19 protein-coding genes are annotated in these 24,113 nt (G+C 45.7%); 12 read left to right on the top strand and 7 right to left on the bottom strand.

Going from position 1 to position 24,113, the window contains the following annotated elements; genetic code table 11:
* Window positions 1–65: 65 nt before the first annotated feature.
* Both NWE73_RS16730 and NWE73_RS16725 read left to right on the top strand, forming a co-directional pair.
* A complete protein-coding gene (locus NWE73_RS16730) occupies window positions 66–1,454 on the top strand; it encodes a TldD/PmbA family protein (RefSeq protein WP_277579508.1) in 1,389 nt (462 codons plus the stop codon).
* Window positions 1,454–2,794 carry a TldD/PmbA family protein gene (locus NWE73_RS16725; protein ID WP_277579507.1) on the top strand — a complete coding sequence of 447 codons (1,341 nt, stop codon included), beginning with the start codon at window positions 1,454–1,456 and terminating at the stop codon, window positions 2,792–2,794. Before NWE73_RS16730 ends, NWE73_RS16725 begins: the two co-directional genes overlap by 1 nt.
* Before the next feature lie 59 nt (window positions 2,795–2,853).
* On the opposite strand, the gene NWE73_RS16720 is transcribed toward NWE73_RS16725, so the two are convergent.
* On the bottom strand, window positions 2,854–3,462 hold the full coding sequence (locus NWE73_RS16720; protein WP_277579506.1) for a DUF4337 domain-containing protein: 609 nt from the start codon (window positions 3,460–3,462) through the stop codon (window positions 2,854–2,856).
* A 194-nt stretch (window positions 3,463–3,656) separates the two neighbouring features.
* On the opposite strand from NWE73_RS16720, the gene NWE73_RS16715 reads away from it, so the two are divergent.
* The 3 genes from NWE73_RS16715 to NWE73_RS16705 are packed head-to-tail and all read left to right on the top strand — an operon-like array spanning window position 3,657 to window position 7,551.
* On the top strand, window positions 3,657–4,601 hold the full coding sequence (locus NWE73_RS16715) for a hypothetical protein (protein WP_277579505.1): 945 nt from the start codon (window positions 3,657–3,659) through the stop codon (window positions 4,599–4,601).
* Window positions 4,598–6,655, top strand: a complete 2,058-nt coding sequence (locus NWE73_RS16710; protein ID WP_277579504.1) for a PulJ/GspJ family protein — start codon at window positions 4,598–4,600, stop codon at window positions 6,653–6,655. Before NWE73_RS16715 ends, NWE73_RS16710 begins: the two co-directional genes overlap by 4 nt.
* Complete coding sequence (locus tag NWE73_RS16705; RefSeq protein ID WP_277579503.1) at window positions 6,652–7,551, top strand: type IV pilus modification PilV family protein; 900 nt, start codon at window positions 6,652–6,654, stop codon at window positions 7,549–7,551. The genes NWE73_RS16710 and NWE73_RS16705 overlap by 4 nt, the downstream gene beginning before the upstream one ends.
* Before the next feature lie 78 nt (window positions 7,552–7,629).
* On the opposite strand, the gene NWE73_RS16700 is transcribed toward NWE73_RS16705, so the two are convergent.
* From NWE73_RS16700 to NWE73_RS16690, 3 genes are all read right to left on the bottom strand, one after another.
* Window positions 7,630–8,715, bottom strand: a complete 1,086-nt coding sequence (locus NWE73_RS16700; RefSeq protein ID WP_277579502.1) for an outer membrane beta-barrel protein — start codon at window positions 8,713–8,715, stop codon at window positions 7,630–7,632.
* 51 nt (window positions 8,716–8,766) lie between these two features.
* Window positions 8,767–10,764: a methyl-accepting chemotaxis protein gene (locus tag NWE73_RS16695; protein ID WP_277579501.1), complete on the bottom strand. Its 1,998-nt coding sequence runs from the start codon at window positions 10,762–10,764 to the stop codon at window positions 8,767–8,769.
* Window positions 10,765–11,034: 270 nt separating this feature from the next.
* Window positions 11,035–11,505: a hypothetical protein gene (locus tag NWE73_RS16690; RefSeq protein ID WP_277579500.1), complete on the bottom strand. Its 471-nt coding sequence runs from the start codon at window positions 11,503–11,505 to the stop codon at window positions 11,035–11,037.
* A gap of 99 nt (window positions 11,506–11,604) precedes the next feature.
* Here NWE73_RS16690 and NWE73_RS16685 point away from each other — a divergent pair, with 99 nt between their 5' ends.
* Window positions 11,605–12,444, top strand: coding sequence for a LysR family transcriptional regulator (locus NWE73_RS16685; protein WP_277579499.1), 840 nt, complete (start codon window positions 11,605–11,607; stop codon window positions 12,442–12,444).
* Between the two features lie 25 nt (window positions 12,445–12,469).
* Here the strand turns inward: NWE73_RS16685 and NWE73_RS16680 are convergent, their stop codons facing one another.
* Window positions 12,470–12,997 carry a peroxiredoxin gene (locus NWE73_RS16680; protein ID WP_277579498.1) on the bottom strand — a complete coding sequence of 176 codons (528 nt, stop codon included), beginning with the start codon at window positions 12,995–12,997 and terminating at the stop codon, window positions 12,470–12,472.
* Window positions 12,998–13,009: 12 nt separating this feature from the next.
* Window positions 13,010–13,786, bottom strand: a complete 777-nt coding sequence (locus tag NWE73_RS16675) for an HAD family hydrolase (protein ID WP_277579497.1) — start codon at window positions 13,784–13,786, stop codon at window positions 13,010–13,012.
* A 251-nt stretch (window positions 13,787–14,037) separates the two neighbouring features.
* Between NWE73_RS16675 and topA the strand changes: the two genes are divergently transcribed.
* From topA to NWE73_RS16660, 3 genes are all read left to right on the top strand, one after another.
* A complete protein-coding gene (topA, locus tag NWE73_RS16670; RefSeq protein WP_277579496.1) occupies window positions 14,038–16,761 on the top strand; it encodes a type I DNA topoisomerase in 2,724 nt (907 codons plus the stop codon).
* A gap of 70 nt (window positions 16,762–16,831) precedes the next feature.
* Window positions 16,832–17,731, top strand: a complete 900-nt coding sequence (locus tag NWE73_RS16665; RefSeq protein ID WP_277579495.1) for a hypothetical protein — start codon at window positions 16,832–16,834, stop codon at window positions 17,729–17,731.
* Window positions 17,732–17,849: 118 nt separating this feature from the next.
* Window positions 17,850–19,868: a S41 family peptidase gene (locus NWE73_RS16660; protein ID WP_277579494.1), complete on the top strand. Its 2,019-nt coding sequence runs from the start codon at window positions 17,850–17,852 to the stop codon at window positions 19,866–19,868.
* Window positions 19,869–19,920: 52 nt separating this feature from the next.
* Here the strand turns inward: NWE73_RS16660 and NWE73_RS16655 are convergent, their stop codons facing one another.
* On the bottom strand, window positions 19,921–20,673 hold the full coding sequence (locus tag NWE73_RS16655) for a type 2 periplasmic-binding domain-containing protein (RefSeq protein WP_277579493.1): 753 nt from the start codon (window positions 20,671–20,673) through the stop codon (window positions 19,921–19,923).
* Window positions 20,674–20,898: 225 nt separating this feature from the next.
* Here NWE73_RS16655 and NWE73_RS16650 point away from each other — a divergent pair, with 225 nt between their 5' ends.
* Genes NWE73_RS16650 through NWE73_RS16640 form a run of 3 tightly spaced genes read left to right on the top strand, consistent with a single transcriptional unit; the run spans window position 20,899 to window position 23,941 of the window.
* Window positions 20,899–22,044 (top strand): thiamine pyrophosphate-dependent dehydrogenase E1 component subunit alpha, encoded by a 1,146-nt coding sequence (locus NWE73_RS16650; protein WP_277579492.1) that lies wholly within the window; start codon window positions 20,899–20,901, stop codon window positions 22,042–22,044.
* Window positions 22,044–23,099, top strand: coding sequence for an alpha-ketoacid dehydrogenase subunit beta (locus NWE73_RS16645; RefSeq protein WP_277579491.1), 1,056 nt, complete (start codon window positions 22,044–22,046; stop codon window positions 23,097–23,099). The genes NWE73_RS16650 and NWE73_RS16645 overlap by 1 nt, the downstream gene beginning before the upstream one ends.
* Entirely contained in the window at window positions 23,099–23,941 is an 843-nt protein-coding gene (locus NWE73_RS16640; protein WP_277579490.1) for a class I SAM-dependent methyltransferase, read from the top strand. The genes NWE73_RS16645 and NWE73_RS16640 overlap by 1 nt, the downstream gene beginning before the upstream one ends.
* The last annotated feature ends 172 nt before the right edge of the window (window positions 23,942–24,113 follow it).

Below are 24,113 nucleotides of genomic sequence, written 5' to 3'. Positions count from 1 at the left end.
ACTTGTGCCGATTTTTATTGGGCGGCTCAGAGGGCTGGGCTATCCTTTTCGGATAGGGAGGCCTCATGATTATTCAACCTCAAATTCTCACGAAAGCCCTGGACGCAGCTTTGTCTACGGGGGCAGATTTCGCCGATATCTTCGTGGAAGATACATACTCTTCAAATCTAACTGTTCTTAACTCTAAAGCAGATCAAGCCATTGTTGGGCAGCTTTATGGTGCGGGCATTCGCTTGTTCTTTGGTCATGAGATCGTCTATGTCACGACAAATGATTTATCCGAGACAGGTTTGGTGAAGGCTGCTTTGAATGCGGCACAAAGCCGGGGCTCGGGTGAAGCAAAAAAATCAATGCCGCTGATGCAAGTACCTTTCGACTCGATTCATACTTTCGGGGAAAAACCTTGGGAGATGAATCGCGACAAAAAGTTTCAATGGTTGAACTCCATTGATCAACATGCACGCAATCGAAATTCTGCGGTCACGCAAGTGGAAGCGGGATTGAATGAAAAGTTCCAGCGCGTTCAAATTGCCAACTCTCGCGGACTGATTGCCTATGATGAGCGTGCTTATTCGCGCATTCGTCTGGAAACCTTTGTTGAACACATGGGCGTGAAAGAAAGCTCTGCGGATAATGAAGGGCACATGGGAACTTCGGATCTTTTTGATCGCGTTGATTTGCAAAAGTTCACTCATGAAAACGTCGATCGCGCGATGAGACTCACGACTGCGCAATATGCTCCAGCGGGCGAGATGCCCGTTGTGATTGATAATTCATTTGGCGGAGTGATCTTCCATGAGGCTTGTGGTCATGGACTTGAAACGACCAGTGTTGCCAAGGGGGCCTCTGTATTTGCTGGTAAACTGGGTCAAAAGATCGCCAATGAATGCGTCAATGCCATTGATGATGGCACCATTGAAAATGGTTGGGGATCTTTGAATATGGATGATGAAGGCAATAAGACAAAACGCACGACCCTGATTGAAAATGGCGTTTTGAAATCTTATATCGTCGACGAGATGGGAGCGATACAAACCGGATATGAGAAAACCGGAAGTGGTCGTCGCCAATCATACAAATACGCTCCGGCTTCGCGCATGAGAAACACCTTCATTGGCGCCGGTAAGGATTCCTTTGAAGACATGATTCGCGATGTGGACTATGGCTTGTATGCGAAAAAGATGGGCGGTGGCTCGGTCAACCCAGGAACTGGCGACTATAATTTCCAAGTTCAAGAGGGTTATATCATTCGCAATGGTCGGGTTGAAGAAGTTGTGAAGGGTGCGTGTTTGATCGGTCGTGGTATTGATACTCTGGGCAAGATCACAAAAGTTTCTAAAGACCTAAAACTTGCAACGGGAATGTGTGGCTCCGTGAGTGGAAGTATTCCAGCAGCCGTCGGGCAGCCGCAAATCCTGGTATCAAGCTTGATGGTCGGTGGGAGAGCGAAATAATGGATGCAATCAAAGAAAATTTCCAAAAGATTGTCAGTGAAGCTCAGCGCGATGGCGCAAAAGTGGAAATGCTAATTTCTGGTGGGGAATCGCTCAAGTTGGGTTTCCAGCAAAAGAAGCTGGAGAAGTTTGAATCGACGCAATCCCAAATGGCAGGCTTGCGTGTGATTCTGGGGGCGAATCAAGGGTATGCTTATACAGAAAATCTTTCCTTAGAAGCTTTGTTGCGCACCTATAACGATGCCTTGAACAATGCAAAGACGGTTCAGTCTGAAGACGCTGTTGAAGTGCCATTGGTGAAGCCGCAAGTGATTCCATCTTTGAATCTTTTTAATCCGGAAGAGATTCCGATGGATAAAAAAATGGAAGTGGCGAGATCCCTGGAGGAATGCTGCTTAAATGCGGATGCTCGTATTCAGTCAGTTCCCTATTGCGGGTTTAATGAAAGTATCAGCTTTAGACGTGTTTTAAATTCTGAAGGACTGGATCAGGAATTTAAGCAAAATTATTATACAGGATATGCTTACCCTTTGGCTAAAGAGGGTGAGTCTTCGAAAATGGACGGTGAGGGATTCTTTGCTCGATCTTTTAAAGACATTGATGCTAAAGAAGTGGCTGAAGAAGGCGTTCGTAAATCGATCTCGCGTTTAGGTGCACAGAAGTTGAAGACGGGGAACTATGCCGTGGTGATTGATCGTGAGCAGTTCACAACGATTTTGACCATGATCTCTGGTTATTTGTCGGCAAAAGAAGTCCATGAGAACAAGTCTTTGCTTAAGGGCAAGCTGGGGCAAAAGATTGCCAGTGAAAAATTTCAACTGATCGATGATGCTCTTAATGTGCGCGGTACTTCTGTGCGACCTTTTGATTCAGAGGGGGCGCCTTCACAGACAACGGTGCTTTTTGAAAATGGGGTTCTGAAAAATTATCTAACCAATTTGGAGTACGCGAAAAAAATGAACTTGCCGCATACAGCGCATGCGGCTCGCAGTCCGGCTTCGGCAATGGATATCGGACCCACAAATATGATTGTTGCGAAAGGTGACAAGACATTGCCAGAGCTGCTTTCAAAGTACGACAAAGTCGTTCATTTAATGGAGTTCTCAGGTGCCCTGCATTCAGGCTTCAAAGAGTCCACAGGGGATTTCTCTATGCCGGCGGAAGGCTTTCTATATGAGAATGGCAAGTGCATGGGGCCCGTCGATCAATTTGTGATGTCAGGAAATGTTTTGGATTTGCTTCGCGATATTGATGAGCTTGGCAATGAGTACAACAAAGAAGGGAATTCTTTGATTGCCCCGGATGTTCTTGTGAAGTCTTTAAGCTTTGCTGGTGCTTAGAGTTTAAGATGAAATTGCTAGAGAGCCCTTGCCGGATTTATTCAGCAAGGGCTTTTTATTTAAGCAACGCCTAGATAGGCCCAAAGAGAAATGCCCGCTCCCAAGAGCCCGAGCACGCACATCCCCGAAAAGAATACGAGCTGCAGCTTTGAACTCTTAAGAATCAAGCTCATGGCTCCAAGGACGAGGCACAGTTGAAAGAACAAACTCGACATGTCGAAGCGGTCTCCGGCAATAGAAAGTGATGCCAGGTGAGCTTCAGTCTCTTGAGCGCCGATGATTTTTCCCAGCTGGCCATTGATGTCTTGCACCCAGTTTTCCGGACCGACTGTTTGCGAACCCTTGAGAATTTCGGTCTTTTCTTTTTTGTATCTTTGAATTTTCTTTTCCAAAGAAGCCAAGTGACTGTCGATGGCTTTCTCTGTGCCGGACTTTAGGGCTCCTGCATCTTTTAAGCTTTCTAGAAGGGACTTTTCACCCTCTACCAGTGTCTCTTTAATGCTTTTGGTTTGATACCACATATAGGCCGCGGCTTTTTCATTGGTACCGATGATTTCATCATCACCATATTTCCCAGCCAAGAGATCACTCACCGCCATGATTGCGGCAAAAACTGCAATCACCACTCCACAATATATTTCAAAATTTGCGTTCTTTTGTTCTGTCATGACAGAAATTTTATAAATATGGATCTTAAGGCCGTCAACTTTTGCCTCAGTGCAATTAATGAGTTGTTTGGAGTGTTGTTGCATCTCATTTAGTGACATGCATCGGAAAGATCTGATTCCGAGTTTTCATCTGATATAAAAATGCCGAAGAATTCTCTGGAGTATCTCGTTTAAAAATCGGAAGGGAGGGCTCTATGAAATTGCATAAAATTAGACAGAAGCCCCCAAGGTTCCGTCCTCTTCGGCTGGGGCAAAGAGGCTCTATCATGGGGTATATGCTGGCAATGGCCGTCTTCATTGGCGCCTTGGCTTTAAGTATGATGGGTACTTCCAAGGCTTATGTTGATGATATGCAGTCTATTAAGAAACGGGGCGGTCGAACTTTTTCGTTAAATGCGATTCACGAAATGCTTTCAACAACGAAATCGCTGTCAGAAAGCTCTCTCTTTCTTGCTAAAAATACAGCTTTGCATGTCTGCCTGGAGGGAGGGGCTCTTGGCGCATGCTCTGAAAATTGTTGTCAGGGGAATATCTCTCAAGGCTTCTTTTTCAAAGACCCCTTAGATACGAATCCGGATGTCGCGGCAAAACGAACCTTGAGCGGCGCACCCGGCAATTCAGTTTACTATGATTCTGCCGGAAATCTTTGTCTGTTACCCGATTCTTCAAGTTGTGTGTATGGATTAACATCTACTTTTACGGCTCACTGTCCTGGTGGTGCAGGCAGTTGTGATCATGCAGAGTACTTATCGGTGACAATTCAGATGGTGCCGACTCCTGCCTATTCTCAATTGAAGGCGAGGGATTTTGTGTCCTTTTATTTCCCCAAGGTGAACTATCGTCCTTCTCTGCCCGTGGTGCCGGATCAAACTCTTCAGGTGGCGCTGCCTTTAACAATTCCCGTTTCTGGAGATCCTGGTCATCCGTCGGAAGTTCAGAATTTCAAGTTCGAGCAATGTTCCAGCAGCAATGACTCTGTGGTGAAGATTCAGTGCCAAGCCTTTGTGGGGGGTGTTGGACAGTTGGTGTTGACTCCTGTGGCCGTTGGCACCGCGACGATCCAGCTGCAAATAAATGATGGCGGTCTTACAAACTTCTTGTCCAAGATTCAAACATTTAACGTGGTGGTGAATCCATGAACCGGGGTTTTACTATTATTGAAGTTTTAATGGGCATGGCCATTTTTGGGATTCTATCTTTTGGGAGTTTGAGGCTATTTGGTGTTGTCGAAAAAGGTCATGATCATCTCATGTCGGAAATTGGAAGGAATATTGAGAATGAGCAGATGATCGTGCATATGACTCGTCCCGTGTATTTCGGTCATCTCGCGAAATTCACTCAAAATAAATATCTCAAAGAGTGTATAGAGGCAGATCAGGTAGAATGCGATACCAATCGGGACTACCCATTAACAGCCATGGATTTGGAAACTGAAAAGCCTCTTCGCAGTATTAGCGGATCTTTGTCTGATGCCGTCAATAACACCCTGTCATTTCGCGTGCACTGCCCTCTGAATCAGACTAGCTGTGACCAAGCCGAGTATTTTGTAGTGAAAGTTAAGACGGAGGTTCTGAGCCCGGGCGGGACCAGCTATGTTCTGGAAAAAACCGCAATGGTTGTTCCAGAGATCAACAACGTATCAACCTTCATTCCTGATGCCAGTATTTCTCCCGGTCGAAATGTAAATGTCTTGTTGTTCTTGGATAACTCCAACAGCCTTCTTTATGCCAAGGATCGGGTTAAAACCGCATTGAGTGGATTGACCACGGCGTTGAGTGGTCTTAATGCCAGGGTGGGGATTTATACATTGGGACTTTCTACGAATACGTTTCTCAAGTCAAATCGCTATATAATGCCAGGTGGAGTGAGGAAGGATTTATCCTTCGCTGAATTCTTAACCCTTGCAGATGGTACGACTTTTTTTGATGAGCAGGTTCGGAGCTTTAATTTTATGCCACTCTGGACCTCGGGAAGTAGCTACTATGGGATGGTGGATTTTTCATCGTCGGATACTTCGGATTTGAAATCCACGAAGTTGACGGCTTTAAATGCTCGCGTTGATAAGTTGTTTTCATCGCCAGCAGCAACGACAACTGATAATGCTTTTTGCCAGATCCTTCATATTATTAAATCCAATGATCAAATAATTCCTGTGGATGCTCAAACGCCAACGGTCGTTATGCTGCTTACCAATGAAGATGATGAAACTCATTTTGTTGGTAATATTGCTGGGGCTGTAGCGCCTGGTGCCGTGGACATATTCAATGATTGCTTCTCTTCGGTGACATCTAAGAACGAAGTTCATGTCACTCCCTATACCTATTGGGGTGATCGTCAGTGGAACAGCTTTACGGTTATGGCGGATGCCACAGTGGATGGTGCGCCAGCGACCTTGCAAAGATCTGTGTCGATTCCTTTTTCTGTATATGATTCCTTTGCAAAAGTAGGCGATGATTGTATGAGCAAGGCACCACTATTTGCCGATAAAATTAAATCAGTTCTTATATCTTGGAACAGTACGAATTTAGTTTATTCAGGCACCTATACCGTCTCGAAGTGTGCGGTCACTCAGTCTCCATTTGTCCTGAAGCAGTCCTCAAATCCAGATGTTTGCCTTAATGAGGAAGCGTCCCTGCTTGTGGCATTTCCCCATTACGTTCCAGCTACATGCTATCGGCAGAGTGGTTCTGTAGGCAGTAGTTTTCTGAAGTGGGAAGGGGTTGTGCCAATGGTAAGCTGGACATCGCAGGCCTACATGGCTCAGGATGCGGCGCTGGCCATCATTGAGAGCGTTGCAGAAAAGAACTCTTCTAAAAATGTTTATTTTGTTCCGGTAATTCATCCCTCTGATCAAAGTAGCACGTGTCCTTTAACTACCGGGGCCGCTTACGGAACTAAATATGAAAAGCTGGTCAATCTATCTGGGGTGCAGGGCGAAGTGGTATCGATTTGTAGCAATGACTACAGTTCTAAAATCTCCTCATTGACTCAGGCGTTTTTAAATAATTTGGGAAAAGATGATATTACTCTGCCAGCCTCTGTCGCGGGATCTTTGAAGTCTGTTGAGGTTGTGCGAGGAGGCGCGACCTTGAATCCGGTGAAGGATTTGGACTATCGACTTTTTAATAACACGCTCATTTTTAATTCTGGCTATCTACAATCGACCGATGTCGTGAAGGTTTTCACTCAATGAGGCCTTCCAAAGTCCAAGGCTTTACTCTTGTTGAGGTCTTGGTGGCCTTGTTGATCGTCAGCGTACTGACGCTGGCTTGCGGAACTCTTTTAGCCAATCTCCAAGATTACATACATAAATTTCAAGATTCATCCAGTCGAGCGCTTAGTTGGTATCAACTCACTGATCGCATTAACGGCAATTCTGATTTCATCAGCAGCCTGGCCCTGACTCCAGAAAACGACAAGTTGAGAGTTTGCACCTATGGGGGATCGCTAGGGGCTTGTGCGGGAGATTGTTGTTCGACTTTGGAATCTAACGAATTCGTTATTTTAGACAGCACGGATACGAACCCAAATTTATCTCTACGTCGGCGTCTGGTGGGAACATCAAGCAAACCAGCTCTGTACACGGCGCAAGGGGAGTTGTGCGTGACTGCCGGTCAGAATTGTATTTACGAAATTACCGGTTCTTTTTCATCGGTATGTCCTGGCAGTTTGGAAAGTTGCGATAAAGCTGAGTTATTTATCTTGGATCTTCAGATCAAGTCGAATGGCGCGACGGTTCCTCTAAAAGATCGCAATTTACGGATTCACTATGCTCCAGTCAGTAACGCGAAACCCCTCGTCAATCCCACCGCTGCCCAAACTTTAAATGTGGGACAGAAGTTGAGGGTGCCTGTCTATGCAAATTCGGGGCATGCACAGGAAAATCAGGATTTGCTATTCAACTCTTGCCTGTCTTCTGATCCATCCGTTGTGAAGGTGACTTGTTATGGATTTATTAATGGCACTGCGATGGCAATTTTAGAAGCAATTAAAATAGGAACTGCCAAAATTGATCTTCAAGTCAATGATACTGGTGAGGCTAATAATCTTTCGGATATTTCTAGCTTTCAGGTGCAGGTCAATCCGTAAAGGCAATGAACCTTTTTAATAAGAAAAGCCGCAGTTTCAAGCTGCGGCTTTTCTTCTGGAAAAATTGCGATAAGAAATCTAGAAGTGAGCTAAAGCTCCGAGCGTGACCATGTAAAGGTCTTTCGTTGCATCACCAGCACTGTTTTTCAAAACCGGTTGATCAATATCGTCGTGACGATACTCCAAGAAAACTTTGAGATTTTCTGTTAGGTGATAGTTTTCACTCGCAGACCAAATTTGGACTTTGTCAGCCCCTGGATAGAAATTGGAAGACGCTGTGCCATTGAGAGTGTCCAGTTCGCCAGCACCCAATACCGATTCATAGCGTACAGCCAGAGTGTTTTTTCCTGAGGTGTATGCGAGCTGACCTGAAACTGACTGTGCATAAGTGTAAGAACCGTCTTGGGGCTTTTGCGATCTTGAATCGTAAGTTCCACTTAAAGCAATTGAATCTGAAAATTTATTTGTGAACCAGATGCTGGAAGTTTGGCGTTCAACTTTTCGGGTGGTAGGGGAGGAGTCTCCATCAGTGCCCATGACACTGCCGGCAAACCAAGTAAAGGTTCCCAGTATTCCAGTTGCCGAAAGCTCAGTTGATTTTGTTGGAGTGTTGTCATCACCAAAAGAACCGTAAGGGCTGCGGTTGTAGGTGGTCAGTGTTAAGGCCAGCCATTCACCAGGTGTGTATTTGGCTCTGAGCCCTTCACCGTATCCAGGCACAATGCCCTGGTAGGCCACCGTGTTTGAGTAAAAGATATTGTCCGTCTTCAAGCAGGATTCAAAGCCCAAGGTTGTGCTCAGACGTCCGAAGCCAATTGAAAAGTCTGGTCTGACTTTGTAATAGACTTCAAGTTGATCTAAAGATCCAAAACTTGCTTTCCCTGAGGCGGTGCTCGATTGCATATAGTCGACAGGAGTGTAGTTAAGTCGAGCTAGAAGCGACAGTTCGTCTGTCTCTTTGCTGATAAGAATCTGTGCTTGGTTAAAGCGATATGTATCTGGCGACGCACCACCCGCAGCGGGGTAGCGATTGTCGCCAGAGGAGAGGTAGTTGTAGTCAAAGGAGGCTTCGCCGGTTACTTTGACGCCTCCGAAATCTGCAGCATGAACTGAAACGCTCGACAGAAGAGTTGCTATGTTTAGGGTGATGGTTGTTAGTTTCAAGGGTTTCTCCTGCGGTTTTTAAGTATGGATCCTTTGGGATAACTTTCGGTTTTAAGCTGCCTCATCGTCATTTAATGGCAATAGATCTTCGAACTTATTGTCTTTAACGGAAGTAGATGCAGTTGCCGCCGGCTTGCGATCAAAAGTCTTTTGCGCCTGAGGCTTTCCGAACTTTTTTGAAGACGTTTGAGCAGGTGTTGGTGGGGCTTCAAGTTCAGCCCCTTTTCCTCCCTCAACCACAACTTTGAGATCGTCAGTGACTTTTCTCATGATGCGGGACTGAGAGCGAATTTCTTCCGCTGTGCTGGCAATTTCCTCAGACGAAGCCGCGTTCGATTGAACCGATTGGTCCAATTGATTCATAGCTTTTGAAATCTGCGCAATTCCGGTGGCCTGCTCTTCGCTGGCTGCTGAAATTTCGGTATTGAGGTCTGACACTTTTTTGACGGAAGTGACGATGGCTTTTAAAACTTCACCAGACTTGTCAGCTTTGTCTGTTCCACGCTCAATTTTCTCCACAGAGTCTTTGATCAAAGTGGTGATGTCTTTTGCCGCTACAGCAGCTCTTTGCGACAAAGTTCTGACGGCCTCAGCGACAACGGCGAAACCTTTTCCGTGTTCTCCGGCGCGGGCTGCCTCTACGGAGGCATTGAGGGCCAGTAAGTTGGTTTGGAAAGCGATATCATCAATGACGTTGATGATCTCTTCGATTTTCTTGGACGATTGAGAAATGTCTTTCATTGAATCGAGCAAAGCACTCATCTCGGCTTCGCCCTGTACCGCAGACTCAGAGCTGCGCGAAGAAAGAGCAGCTGCCTGTTTGGCGTTATCAGAGTTCATTTTTACCATCGAGGTCAGTTCTTCAAGAGCCGCGACAGTTTCCTCCAGGGAGGCCGCCGATTCACTGGAGGACTGAGAAAGACCCATTCCCGCAATTGAAAGCTGTTCAATGGAGTCGTTGACGTTTGAAGCAGACTTCTCAAGATCGCCGCTTAATGCTGAAACATTTTTGCTGATGCCGCGTGAAATGAAGAAGACGGTTCCTGCTAAAGCCATGATGCCGACAATGGCTACGAAAATTTGGAAATTGGTCAGGCTTGCGACGCCGGCCAGAACTTCGCTTTCAGGAGTTTTGATAATGAGCGCCCATGGTTCCCCGGTGTTGCCGACTTCGATTGGCGACACGAGATACATGAAAGACTGCCCGCTGGAATCTTTAGCGACGACATTATATTCCTGGCCCTTAGAGATCGCCTCAAAGATGGCTGCAGAGTCGAAATCAAATTCAGCTTTTTTCGTTAGCTTGTCTTCAGCAGTTCCCGCGACATTGTTCCCGCGGAAGGAGAGCAGAATCGCTTGGCTGCCTGGGTAGGGCTTCACTTCCTTTAAAAATTCTGCGGCCTTAGTTAGACCAATATCTGATCCTGCTACGCCGACGGCTTTTCCATCTATCATGACGGGAACCACGCTGGAGGTCATCATCGCTTTTTGGCCATCAACTGTGTCTATATATGGTTCCATCAAAGCTTCTTTTTTCGTATCCATCGGGATGCGGTAATAGGCGGCTTTGTCAAGAGGGCCTTCGCCCTCGATTGTCATCGGGCTGTATTTGACTCCGGAGGCAGCTCGAGCCCACCAAGGTATAAATCGACCTGTCTTTTCGTGAAGCTTTTGATTTGCATATTCGCTGTCCCGGCCATCGAAAGCATTCGGCTCAAAACCAATCCACGCTCCGAGCAAATTGGGGTTGGCTTCAGCGTATTCTTTTAACGACAAGATGAAGCCATCACGATTCTGATGTTTGCTTTTAATGTCTGACTGCGCCTGAAGGGCGATCATCCTTGAGATGACCATTGATTTTTCAATCTCACGGCGGATCATGGCCGCGTGATATTTGCCGGCTTTGTTCAGGCGATCTTTCGCATCTTCGATCACCATATCTCGCGCTTTCCAAGTGGAAAGAATTGTCATTGTCCCTAAAATAAAAATACTTAAGCCAATGATTGGCAGTAGTAATCTTTTAAGCAAAGACATTTTAGAACCAGCCACGTTGCCTCCGGCAGTTAAAGTCTTTGATCTATTCGGATTTTAATGAGGCGATCTTAGTAAAATAATGCAATGCGATTGATCTTCATCTCTAGATCTGCTCAGTGAATGATTTTGCGACACTTTACTGAGAAAATTTAAGTTTAACGTGACAGAGGGATTTGTGTCTCATTTGAGACCGTTTATGTGAGTTTACTCGGCTTATTGAAAAGGCTTTTCTCAAACTGGAGTAACAAAAAAAAGCCTGGTCGCGAGCCAGGCTTAATATTCATATTATTTGCAGTCGTCGATATGTCTTGCAGGCAGGTCAGCTCTTCGCAGGTGTGTGAACTTATGCCCACGCACTACGGCGTTGATGGTTTCTGCCAGAGTGACATTGCAGATCTTATCAGTGGTATTTGGCCAGAGTATTTTCTCTTCAGTGATCGTGAATTTGATATTTTCAACTGTGGGATTGTTTTGGGTGATGTCTTCCACCTTGTCGGTGTCGTAAGTTGCTAAACATGGTGCTGCTTCCCCTTCGTTGCGATGATTAAGGAGGGTCTCGGCGGCCAAACCAGGGACAAGAATCTTTACGAGATATGTTGTTCCATATCCAGCATTGGAGGATCGAACTCCAGCTGAGGAAAGATCAACAGGCAGGGTCACGGTCTTCTTGGACATTAAGACCGTTTGAGCTTGAGCTGCTGACATGGCTGAAGCAAAAGATAAGCAAATCAAAAATCCTTTAACTACTGTCTCCATAACAATCTCCTTTATTAGGTATGGTTGGTGAGATCTTTGTACGTGTTTTTGGTAATTAATAAAATTGATAATAAATAATATTTATGATTAATATTTTCTATGGATATAAATGTCTTAAAGTTCTTTAAAACGATCGCCAACCTAGGGAATATGAGCCGTGCCGCTCAGGAGTTGCATGTCAGTCAACCGACTTTGACGGTGGCTATGCGCAAGCTTGAAGACCAACTGGGTGTGCGTCTGTTTGAAAGATCAAAAAAGGGAGTCACTCTGACTGCGGCTGGTCTGCAAATCTATCAGTACTCTGATCAGATGGTAGAGTTGTGGGAGGAGATGCTGCGGGAGGCGGGGACCGTCAATGATGCCGTACGGGGTACAATCCGTCTGGGGCTTCATCCCTCCGTGGCCCGCTATGCTCTGCCAACTTTTTTGCCTTCATTAATGAAAGAACATCCCGACTTGTCGGTGCAGTTGAGTCATGATCTGTCTCGTAATGTTTTGCAACGGGTCCTGGATCATGCACTGGATGCAGGACTGGTCATGAATCCCGAAAAGCATCCAGATTTGATTTTAAAGGAAATTTGCCGGGACGAGGTTTCTGTTTGGAAAAAGAAGGGTTCGAGTCTTCAGGATGTATTGATCTATGATCCCAGTTTATTTCAAACTCAGTGGATTTTAGAGAAGCTGCAGAAGAAAGGACTTCGCTATAAACGAAAGCTGGAATCTTCAAATTTGGAAGTGATCGCGGGTCTGCTCCAGGCCGGTGCAGGACATGCCATTCTTCCTAAACGAGTGGCATTGCAGAATCCGTTTCCGTTGGAAGAAGCCCATGCTTCTTTGCCCTCATTTCAGGATCATCTGTACCTGGTGTATCGGCCTTCTTTGCGGCGTTCGGCAATAGGTAAGGCATTCATTGAAGCTGTGCAAAGCGCGCCTCTTTGAGAAGACGCGCGTGATACTGAATCGATTATTTTTTTGCTTTGTCTTGGGTTTGGAACTCGCTGATTTCCTTGGCGACTCGTTCAGAGTCCATCACAGGATCAACATCCTTGGCGATACTTCTGATTTTCAAAGAAGGATCAATCAGGAAAGTCCAGCGCTTTGACATTTTTAAGAAAGGCATTTTACTGCCATAAAGGTTAACGACTTTATCTTCCGGATCCGCTAGCAAAGTGAAAGTCAGACGGTGCTCTTTATGAAATGCGGCTTGGGCTTCGACCGAGTCGGCACTGATTCCGAAGACGTCAGCCCCTTGAGATCTGATTTTTTCAATATTGTCACGGAAGGCGCAAGCTTGCTTGGTGCAGCCAGGAGTTCCAGCTTTTGGATAGAAGTAAAGCACTGTCCATTGGCCCTTGCGGTCGGCCAAGTTAAAATCCTTTCCCTCTTGGGTCTTCGCACTGAAGACGGGAGCGGAATCACCGATCTTTAGATCAGCAGCCCGTACAAGAGGTGAGAAAAGCAGCGCCAGGCTGAGGATAAATTGAAACGTCATAACAGGACTCCTTTATTTTTCTTTGAGTATAACTTGGGCAATTTCTGTGAAGCCTAAGCCGCCGCGATGTGTGGTGACATAAGTGGGTTTGTTTTTGATTTGATCAATAAAGTTTATAATATTCGCGACAGCAAAGCTGTGGGGAAAGTACGCAAACATGGGTTCATCGTTGGGAGAGTCTCCGCTGAAACCGCAGACATCCTTCGCTTGGGCCGCGCTGACGTCGAATTCTCTTTCAAGGAAACGCAAAGACATAGTGAGCTTGTCGTAGCTGCCGAACCATCCATTGACGTGAATAGAGCTGACCTTTGCTTGCGCTCCATGGGAGTTGAAGATGTCGACTATTTTCTGCACTTCAGAGCGCGGCAATGCCGGGACATCTTCGCAGAAGTCGATGGCGAGATCCATAAGGCGGCAGAATTGATCGCTGGCCAAATCACATCCGGGAACTTTGGTGAGAATTTCACTTTCAAGGGCTTTCAGTTTCGAACGATTTTCCTGCTGAGTTGTTTCGTCGAAGAAAAAATGGCGATGCATTTTTTTATTGTGATAGCGGAAGTAGAATCCGCCGTTCTCGCCGACAACCCCACTGACTGGCCACATACGAGCGATCATCTCGCACCAGCCCGCGGGGCGACCGGTGATGGGAATGACGTGAACTCCAGCTTGATGAAGTTTCCACAGGGCCTCATAGGCTTCAGGCCCCAACTGACCTTCGTCTGTCAAAGTGTCATCGATATCTGTTAAAAGAAAACGAAGCGAGTTCGAAAATTCAGAGACGTTCTTCAAGGGTACCTGCTTCCCAGTTTGACTTGGATTCCGACTTCGTCGGAGTAGACAAAGTGCGTGCTTACATCAAAAGTTTTTACCTAAAATCGCACAAAGGGAAGCAGGTACCCTTAAGACTTTATACGAGTTGTCAAAATTGAGGCTTGCATCTTAAATCGAACGAAGACATGGTTTGTCTATATATATGGGCCTGCTACATCATCAGCAGTCGCTCAGATTTGTTCAGGTTGAACCTGGACTAAGGACCAAGCATGGCAAAAAAGACTGAAAGCTCGGATGGAATCAAGTTAGTCATCGTGGAGTCTCCTACGAAGGCTAAGACAATCCGTAAATTCTTGGGAAGAGATTATGTGGTAGAATCCTGCATGGGTCATATTCGTGACCTACCACAGTCCGCAAAAGATATCCCTGAGAAGGTAAAAAAAGAAAAGTGGGCTCAGTTGGGGGTGAATGTTGATCACAACTTCGAACCTCTTTACTGCATTCCCAAAGACAAACTCAAAGTCGTAAAAAATCTAAAAGACAAACTAGCCGATGCCTCAGAGCTCTATCTCGCAACCGATGAAGACCGCGAAGGGGAATCTATCAGCTGGCATTTGCTTGAAGTTTTGAAACCAAAAGTTCCAACGAAACGAATGGTGTTCCATGAGATCACCAAAGACGCGATTCAAAAAGCTCTGAAAGACACTCGCGAGATTGATTATAATCTGGTGCGTGCTCAAGAGGCGCGTCGAGTGTTGGACAGACTTGTGGGTTATACGATCTCGCCACTTCTTTGGAAGAAAGTGGCTTACGGTCTTTCTGCCGGTCGTGTCCAATCGGTGGCCGTTCGTTTGATCGTGGACAGAGAATTAGAGCGTCTGCGTTTCAAAAAGTCCGCTTACTGGGGAGTTCTTGCTGAACTTCAAAAAGACGGCGTGAACTTTGAATCTCGTTTGCAGCAATACAAAAATCAAAGAGTAGCAACCGGTAAAGACTTTGATGGTCTAACGGGTCAGCTGACTGCGGGTAAAGACGTTCTTGTTCTTGACGAAAAGAATGCAGCGAATCTTTCCAAGGATTTGAAAACAGGAACTTGGGTTGTTTCGGATGTGGAAGAAAAACCGACATTCAGAAAACCAGCAGCACCTTTCATCACTTCAAGTTTGCAACAGGAATCGAATCGTAAATTGGGCTTGAGTGCTCGTGAAACGATGCAAGTTGCACAAAAATTGTACGAGCAAGGTTTCATCACCTACATGCGTACGGACTCAACTTTCCTTTCAACAGAAGCCATCACGGCATCTCGCGAATGTATTGAATCGAAATATGGCAAAGAGTATCTGACTCCTCAGCCGCGCAATTATGCCGCGAAAAAAGTTAAAGGTGCTCAAGAGGCCCATGAAGCGATCCGTCCTGCGGGTAATAACTTTATGGATCCGGATGAGACGGGTCTTACCGGAACGCAGTTCCGCCTTTATGATTTGATCTGGAAGCGCACCATTGCTTCGCAAATGGTGGATGCTCGTCAGAAACAAGTCAGTGCAAAAATCTCAGTTGGCGATGCGATCTTCTCTGCTTCGGGCATGACGATCGAATTCCCGGGTTTCTTGCGCGCTTACGTCGAAGGCAGTGATGATCCGGAAGCAGACTTGGCAGAACGCGAAGTGCGTTTGCCAGCTCTTAAAGTTAAAGATGCTATCAAATGCGCGAAGCTGGATCCAACATCGCACGAAACGAAGCCGCCTGCTCGTTATACAGAGGCCAGCCTCGTGCAAACGATGGAAAAAGAAGGTATCGGTCGTCCGTCCACCTACGCGTCTGTTATCGGTACTATCATCGATCGCGGCTATGTTCGTAAAAATGGAACAGCACTTGTTCCAACGTTTACGGCGATGATCGTTTCTAAATTATTAAGCAGTTATCTGACAGAGTTCGTCGATCTGGGTTTCACTTCAGAGATGGAGCAAAGCCTGGATAATATCGCAGACGGGGAGTTGGACTGGGAGAGCTACTTGGCTTCAGTCTACAAAGGCCCTAAAGGTCTGCGTGCTCGCGTTGATTCTCAGGAAGAAAAAATCAATCCTGATGAAGCACGTACGATGACTCTGGAAGGCATGGATAAATACAAATTCCATGTCGGTCGCTATGGAGCATACCTCACGACAACTCGTGATGGTGAAGACTTCAGTGCTTCAGTTCCTGACAATGAATCTCCGGCGGATATCACTCCTGAGATCGCGGAAAAGTTGATCGATCAAAAGATCAACGGAGCGGATGCCTTGGGGAAAGATCCTGCAACGGATCAGCCTATTTATGTCTTGAGTGGTCGTTATGGCCCTTACGTCCAAATGGGCGATGTGTCTCCGGAAAATGACAAACCAAAACGTGCGTCACTTCCTCCCGGGATTCAACCAGAGCAAGTGGATTTGCCAATGGCCTTGGAGTTGTTGGCTTTGCCAAAAACTTTGGGGACTCATCCTGGTACCGGCAAAGAGATCAAAGCAGGTCTTGGCAGATTCGGTCCATTCATCGTTCATGATGGCGACTATCGTTCGATTCCAAAGGGCGAAAGCATTTTCACAATGACTTATGAGCGCGCCCTCGAAATGCTTGCGCAACCTAAAAAAGGTCGCGGCAAAGCGGCTGCTTTGAAAGATTTAGGAGCACATCCTGATTCTGGCGATATGATTCAAGTCTTTAACGGTCCTTACGGTCCGTACATTAAGAGCGGCAAGGTGAATGCGTCTTTGCCGGAAGGTACGACGCCAGATACTGTCACTCTTGAGCAGGCTGTGGCCTTGATCAATGAGAAGGGACCTGCCAAAGGAAAAGGCAAGGCTAAGGGAAAAGCCAAAGCGAAGGCGGCGCCAAAAGCTGCTAAAGCTGAAGCAAAGGCGGCTCCGAAGAAGACTTTGAAAAAGGCGGAGACGGCAAAAGAGAAAGCCGCAGCCTTGGGTGTCAAAAAAGTAGTCACTCGCAAGGCTAAGAAGTAATTTGTTCAGCCCTCTTTTCATAAGGGGGCTGTTCTGCTAAATTCTGTCCTCGTCAATCGAGGTAAATCACATGAGCGAAGAGTCTCGTAAGGGACAATTAGATTTAGGAATCAATCGGACGCCCGAGAAGGATCGTAATTTCCATCTCGGCGGTCGCAGTTTCTATTTCTTCGACTTCGACGATAATATTGCCTTTCTTACCACTCCGCTGATTCTCTTTCATAAAGAAAATCGTTCGGAAGTTTTACTTTCCAGTGGCGACTTCGCCCAACATCATCAGGCCATAGGTAAATCAGGAATCTTTGCTGACTACGAAATGGACTTTTGCGATGTCACCGGGACGTTTAGAAACTTCCGTGACTTGGATATATCTGAAGTTGAAAAACTAAATGGCAAAAAACAAATCTTCGTTCAGGATGTGGCCGAAGCTTTGGGATATCCAGATTTCCAGTGGAAGGGGCCTTCTTGGGAATGCTTCTATCATGCCACTTTCAACCAAAGACCTCTGTCAGTTATCACAGCTCGTGGTCATCACCCTGAAACACTTAAAGAGGGGATCAAGGTCTTCGTTAAGAACAAAGTCCTTCCTTTGGAACCAAACTATCTGAGCGTATATCCGGTCAGCCATAAGGCCACTCGGGTTGCGTTAGGGGATTTGGCTCTTGCTGAGGGAACGGCAGAGTTAAAACAGCGGGCGATTCGCGCCAGTGTGGAAAAAGCCATCGAACTTTATGGCTACAACCCGCATCATCGTTTTGGTATGTCAGATGACGATCCAAAGAATATTCAACTCATCGCAGAGGAAATGACCCGACTTAAGGCTAGGTTCCCGGAGATGTCCTTCTTTATGATCGAGACTCAGCATGGAAACTTCATCAAACACGAAGTAAAAAAGGGTGGATTGAGCGGCGAGAAATTCGAAAATCTATCCCAACTTTCTTTCTTTGAGGAAGATCGACGAAAGTCATAACTGTCCCCACACGTCCTAATTTATTATCACCTTCACAAATTGAATGCTACGACCGAAAATACCTACTAATCTATTGAAATTGGTAGGGCCCGGTCGCGGCCAATATGGAAGGACCATCATGAGTTCACTCACAAAGAGTATTAAGGGTTTGGTTGTTGCGGGATCACTCGCAATTTCTTCGGTTGCAGTTGCACAATTAAAAGACGGTTTAGAATGTCGTTATATGACTGTGATCGAGCAGGGCTTCCTTGCCAATCACGTTAAGTATTCTAATCGTGATGCAGAGCTTGCAACGCGCGTGACAGAGCAATATTTGAAACGCCTTGATCCATCTAAGATTTACCTCACACAAGTGGATGTGGATGCGATTAAAAAATCCATGACCAATGTTTTTGAAAAAACAAAGAACAGAGATTGCGCATTCCTGGATGACGCACAAAAGCTGGTTCTTGAAAGAGTGAAGGACCGTGATGCTTTTGCGAAAAAGTATCTAGGCAAAGATTTTAAATTTGATTCCACAACTGAGTTTTCATTCGATCCTGATAAAAAGGCATGGCCTAAGAACAGTGACGAAGCGAATGAATATTTGAAAAAATACATTCAGTTCCAAATCGGTAACTATCTTGCTACTGATATGAAATTGGATGAAGCGAAGAAAAATGTAATTAAGAATTACGACCGTGCGGTAAAACGTACCCAGGAAACTTCGCAAGACGATTTGTTTTCTGGCTATCTTGACTCTTTCGCAAGAGCTTTGGATCCACATTCAAGCTTCTTCTCTAGAGATGTCCTTGAAGACTTCGAAATTCAAATGCGTTTGTCTTTGGAAGGTATCGGGGCAACTCTTTCTTCTCAAGATGGTTTCACTGTGGTGGAGCAGCTTGTACCAGGTGGGGCCGCAGCAAAATCAGGTCTTATTGATCCACAAGATAAAATCATAGCTGTCGGCCAGGAAAAGGGTGCGATGGAAAATGTTATCGATATGGATTTGAAAGATGTTGTTAAGAAGATTCGCGGTAACAAAGGAACGAAAGTTCGTTTGACGATCCTGCGCAAATCTGGCGAAGGCAAAAAACGTTTTGACGTTACTTTGACTCGTGAAAAAGTAAATCTTGAAGATGAAGCCGCTTCAATCAGCTATGTTGACAAAGAAGTGAATGGCAAAAAAGTGAAGTTGGGAATCCTTAACTTCCCATCTTTCTACGCTGATTCTCGTCGTGGTGGCAGATCTTCCGCGGCTGACATGAAGAAGCTGATCAAAGAAGCCAATGAGAAAAAAGTTGACGGTCTGGTATTGGATTTGTCGAACAATGGTGGCGGTTCTTTGGAAGACGCAGTGAAAATTGCGGGTCTTTTCTTCGCAACCGGCAACGTAGTAAAACAATCTTCTAAAAATGAAGGTCGTGCGGAAGCCGCTCTTCGTGATACAGATTCCACAGTTGATTGGGCGGGACCGCTGGTTGTATTGACGAGCCGTATCTCTGCCTCAGCTTCAGAAATCGTGTCTGGAACTTTGCAGGATTACAAACGTGGCGTCATCGTGGGCGGTGATCATACTTATGGTAAAGGCAGCGTTCAATCGGTTCTTCCAATTCCTAATAATTTAGGCGCAATCAAAGTGACTGTGGGTATGTTCTTCGTACCATCTGGGAAGTCGACACAACACAGAGGCGTTGACGCAGACATCGTATTGCCTGGTCCATTCAGTACAGACGATATCGGAGAGAAGTACATGGACTACTCTCTTCCACCAAAAACGATTGAAGCCTTTGTTTCTCCCGAAGCTTTTGTTAAAGAAGGCCCTGGCGCTTGGAAAGAAATCAAACCGGAATGGTTGAAAGCTTTGAACGAAAGATCTTCAGAGCGCGTTGCCAAAAGCGACGAGTTTAAAAAGATCGTTGATGAGCTAAATAAAGCGAAAGCACGCGGTAAAGTGATCCGTGTGAGCGAAGTTTTGAAAGATAAAAACGAAAAAGAGAAAAAAGAGAAAGCTAAGAAAGTAGCTAGCAAAGCTAAGAAAAACGAAGAGTACTTGAAGCGTCCTGACATTCAGGAAGCTGAAAGCGTTCTTCTCGATCTGATTCAGCTGGAAGACGGGAAGACTCTTCCCACTCCTAAGCAGGCGAATGCTAAATAATTTCTTTGCCCGTTAGTTGTTGTTGGAGCCCAGGGGAGACCCTGGGCTTTTTTTATTCTGGAGAGAAGAGTTTTTGATATTGCGGATTTGCAGTGAGCTGAGTGAAAAGACTTTCTAAAGTTTCTTTTGGGATGTTGACCTGCGGATGTACGAGTATTTTTAGGTCATACTTTTGATCTATTTTATCCGAAATCAATATTTGTTTTCGATCTGCTTTGTGCTCTTTCAGATATGATTGAATATAAGAACGGGGCACGACTGCAATCTGCACTCGATCTTTAAGAACCAATCGAACAGATGCAAAGTTGTGACTGACTAAATGGATATCAAATTTGGAACGCAAATAATTTTCATCAGCGTTGAGATTGGCAAATCCATAGTGGTAACCCAGAATTCCCGCAATGCTTTTATTCTGAAGATCTTCAAAGAAGGTTTGGTTGCGCTGTGGAGTCTTGCGAGTGATATAAACTTCTGCATCATCGAGTCCTGTCGGGTACTGTTGATGTTTAATACTGCTCCAGCCCCAGCGTGGATCTTCAAAAAAGATCATGTCGATCCTTCTTTCGGCAAAGCTTTGATAGCGTCTTTTTGAGGGTATCTCTACCACCCTAAAATCATAGTCTGCCTGTATTTGATTTAAGATCTCTAGGACGTCATTAATTAACCCCCTGCCTTTGTCGATATCATAGTAGGGGGCGAAGCCATAGGCTCCGACGTAAATTTTGGTGCGAGCACGAGGCTTAGCCAGGCACGGGGAACTGAAACTTAATCCAAGTAGGAAGAAGATGGCGAAGATAGTTTTCATATCGTTCCAAGTAAAATTCGTAAAAGTATTTTGTTTAATATAGCCATGAAAAATTGGCCTTGGGTAGCAATTGGGAGGGCTGTGAAAGAATAGCCGGGTCTGACTGGCCAAGTCTGTCTTGACGCAGAGCCTAAAAGAAGGGAAATATAGCGACAATTTTAGCTGTTATCGCTTACATAGGGACGTTAATCTGACGTTCAAAATTACTATTTGGAGAACCCAAAAATGTCCAAAAAGACGACGGTAAAACCAGCGGCTAAGGCAGCCTCGAAAGCTGCGCAAAAAGCAGCGTCTAAAGCTAAGTCTGCTGTGAAAGCCAAAGCTGTTGTTAAGTCTGCCAAGAAAGTCACAACTAAGAAAGCAGGCAACAAATCTGATTTCGGTGGTCTTTCTGAAGATCTCTTGCTTCGCATGCATGACCTGATGGTCAAATCTCGCGTGCTTGAAGAGCGCGTAATTAAAATCTACAAAGCAGGTGAAGGTTTCTTCTGGATCGGCGGACCTGGAGAGGAAGCTTTTGGCGTTCCACTCGGTATGCTGGCTCGTAAAGGCCAAGGCCTTGAGTACGATTGGATGCATTTGCATTACCGTTGTACGCCAACGATGATTGCGCTGGGAATGCCAATGATCGAAGCGGTTCGTTTGATGATGAATCGTGCGACAGATCCTTCAACTGGCGGCAGAAACTTTGCTGGTCACTATTGCTTCCCTCAATGGAATGTGGCGCCTGTGACTTCTCCTATCGAAGTTCAGTACCCCCTTGCTTGTGGAACCGCTCATGCGCAAAAGCGTGCGGGACATAAATCAATCTCCATCGTAACAGGTGGCGATGCGGGGACGGCAGAGGGCGATTTTGCCACTTGCTTGGTCTGGGCTTCTCGTAAAGGCCAAGAACTTCCGGTTTTGATCACTGTGCAGAATAATGGCTACGGCATTTCGACTCCGTATGAAGGACAGCATGGTGAAACCCAGATCGCGGACCGTGCGAAAGCTTTCAACATTCGCTCCCGTGTTATTGATGGAACAAATCCTGTAGAGACTTACATCGCCCTACAGGAAGAGATGGATTACATCCGTAAAACCGGCAAGCCTTCATTCCTCGAAGTGAAGACAACGCGCCTTTACGGTCACTCATCTGCAGACGGCGCAAACCGTAAGACAGATTTGTTCGACCCCGTAATGGAATTTGAAAAGAAGCTTCTCGCTGCAGGTATCTTGAATGAAACTGAAGTGAAGAAGATCTGGGAAATTTATGAAGAAGAAGGCATCAAAGCGCAGGAACAAGCGCGCGGCGAACCTAGCCCGGCAGCTGAGTCTGTTTGGGATCATGTCTTTGTTAATAACGAAAATGCTGATTGGAGAAAGTTCTAATGGCAAGTGTAGCTCAAGCCATCAGAATGGCTCTTCATTACGGTGAAAAACACTTAGGTGTTAAAGATGTCTTCGGTCAAGACGTGGGCGCTCCACTTGGTGGCGTATTCACGGCGACGCAAGGTCTTAAAACGGCTTGGAATACTCCGCTGGACGAACGCGGTATCATCAGTATGGCGATGGGTATCGCAATGACCGGTGACCGTTGCGTGGCAGAGATTCAATTCGGCGATTATATTTTCAATACAATCGATTTGCTTAAAATCGCGGGCAACACTTTGTGGTGCACGAACGGTCAAGTTGAGTTGCCAATGGTTGTGATGACTCCAGTAGGAGCAGGGATCTTCGGATCTGTTTATCACTCTCATTCATTCGATGCTTGGGCTTCTCGTCTTCCGGGGTGGAAGATCGTGATGCCTTCAAATCCTTTGGACGCTTACGGTTTGATGTTGGCTGCGATCAAAGATCCAAATCCAGTTTTGTATCTTAAATCAAAAGCTTTGATGCGCCATAAAGGTGATGAGTTGATCCCTGGGGAGCCAGCGGATGAAAAAGAGCTGAAAGCTATGATCGACAAGCCGGTTCAGAACTCAGTGGGCTGGAAAGCTCGCTGGCCGGATCTTGAAGAGTACATCGTGCCAATCGGTAAAGGTAAGATCACTCACGCAGGGGAGCACATCACTGTCGTAACTTACAGCCGCATGGTGCACCTCTGTAACGAAGTTGCAGAGAAACTTTCTCATGAAGGTATTTCTGTGGAAGTGATCGATCTTCGTTCGATCTATCCGTATGACTGGCAGATGATTAAAGAATCTATCGCAAAAACGGGGCGCGTTTTGTTTGTGAATGAAGACACTGAAGTGACAAACTTCGGGGAGCATTTGGCTTACAGAACAACTCAAGAGTGCTTCTATCAATTGATGGCCCGTCCAAGAGTGTTGGCTGGTAAAAATCTTCCGGGAATTGGTTTGTCGCCAAATCTTGAGAAGAATTCAGTGCCTCAGCACCATGATATTGAAGTGGCAATTCGTGAAGTAGTGGCGGAAGTACCTTAATGGCTAAAACAGAAATCGCTCATAGAAAAAAAGTACGTCGTCGTGTTGGCAAAAAATCCAACAAAACACTTTTCGATAAATACGAACTTTATCGCAAGGCCGTTCAGTCAGCGGAAAACGACGTGCAGTTCATTCAAAATACTTTCAAAGAGTTGAAGGGAAAGAATGCGAAGTCTTTCCGTGAAGATTTCTGTGGAACTTTTGCTTTGTCGACAGAGTGGATTAAATTGAACCCGCGCCATGAGGCGATTGGTATCGATTTAGATCCGGAGCCAATGGCTTACGGCAAGCAGAACTATTTGACCAAGCTTAAGCCCGATCAACAACGCCGTATGCGTTTGATCGAGGGCAATGTTCTGGATCCAAATTTGCCAAAAGCCGATATCGTTGCGGCGATGAACTTTTCTTACTTCTGCTTCAAGCAAAGAGATTTGATCAAACGTTACTTTGCCAACGTCTACAAGACTTTGAACAAAGACGGGATCTTCCTGGTCGATATCTTTGGCGGTAGCCAGTGTTTTGACGCCATTGAAGACGAGATCAAGCACGAAGGGTTCACCTACTATTGGGATCAAACCAACTTCGATCCTGTGACCAATGAGGCGCTATTCCATATTCATTTCAAAGTCGGCGGCAAGAAGATCGAACAGGTCTTCACTTATGACTGGAGACTTTGGACAATTCCAGAGCTTCGCGAAATCATGACAGAAGTGGGCTTTAAAAAAGTGCATGTCTTCTGGGAAGGAACCGCAAAAGACGGATCGGGTGATGGGAACTTCACTCGTGTCGATCACGGGGAATCTTGCCAAAGCTGGATTGCTTATATCGTCGGCGAAAAGTAGTTCTTAGATTTTTTTCCGATCATTAGAAAAAACAAAACCCACTCTATTCGAGTGGGTTTTGTTTTTTGAAATGCGCATCTTCATACTTCCGGCGCCGGTGTCGCAATGCTTCTTCGTTTTGTGTGTCTCAAATTGAGAAGATACAGAGAATGGTGACCTTTATCGCGTTACC

The sequence above is a fragment of the Bdellovibrio svalbardensis genome, assembly GCF_029531655.1.
In the GTDB taxonomy this organism is placed as follows: Bacteria; Bdellovibrionota; Bdellovibrionia; order Bdellovibrionales; family Bdellovibrionaceae; genus Bdellovibrio; species Bdellovibrio svalbardensis.
The sequence above is the reverse complement of the archived record's forward strand: the minus strand, read 5'-3'. Positions and strand labels throughout refer to the sequence as shown.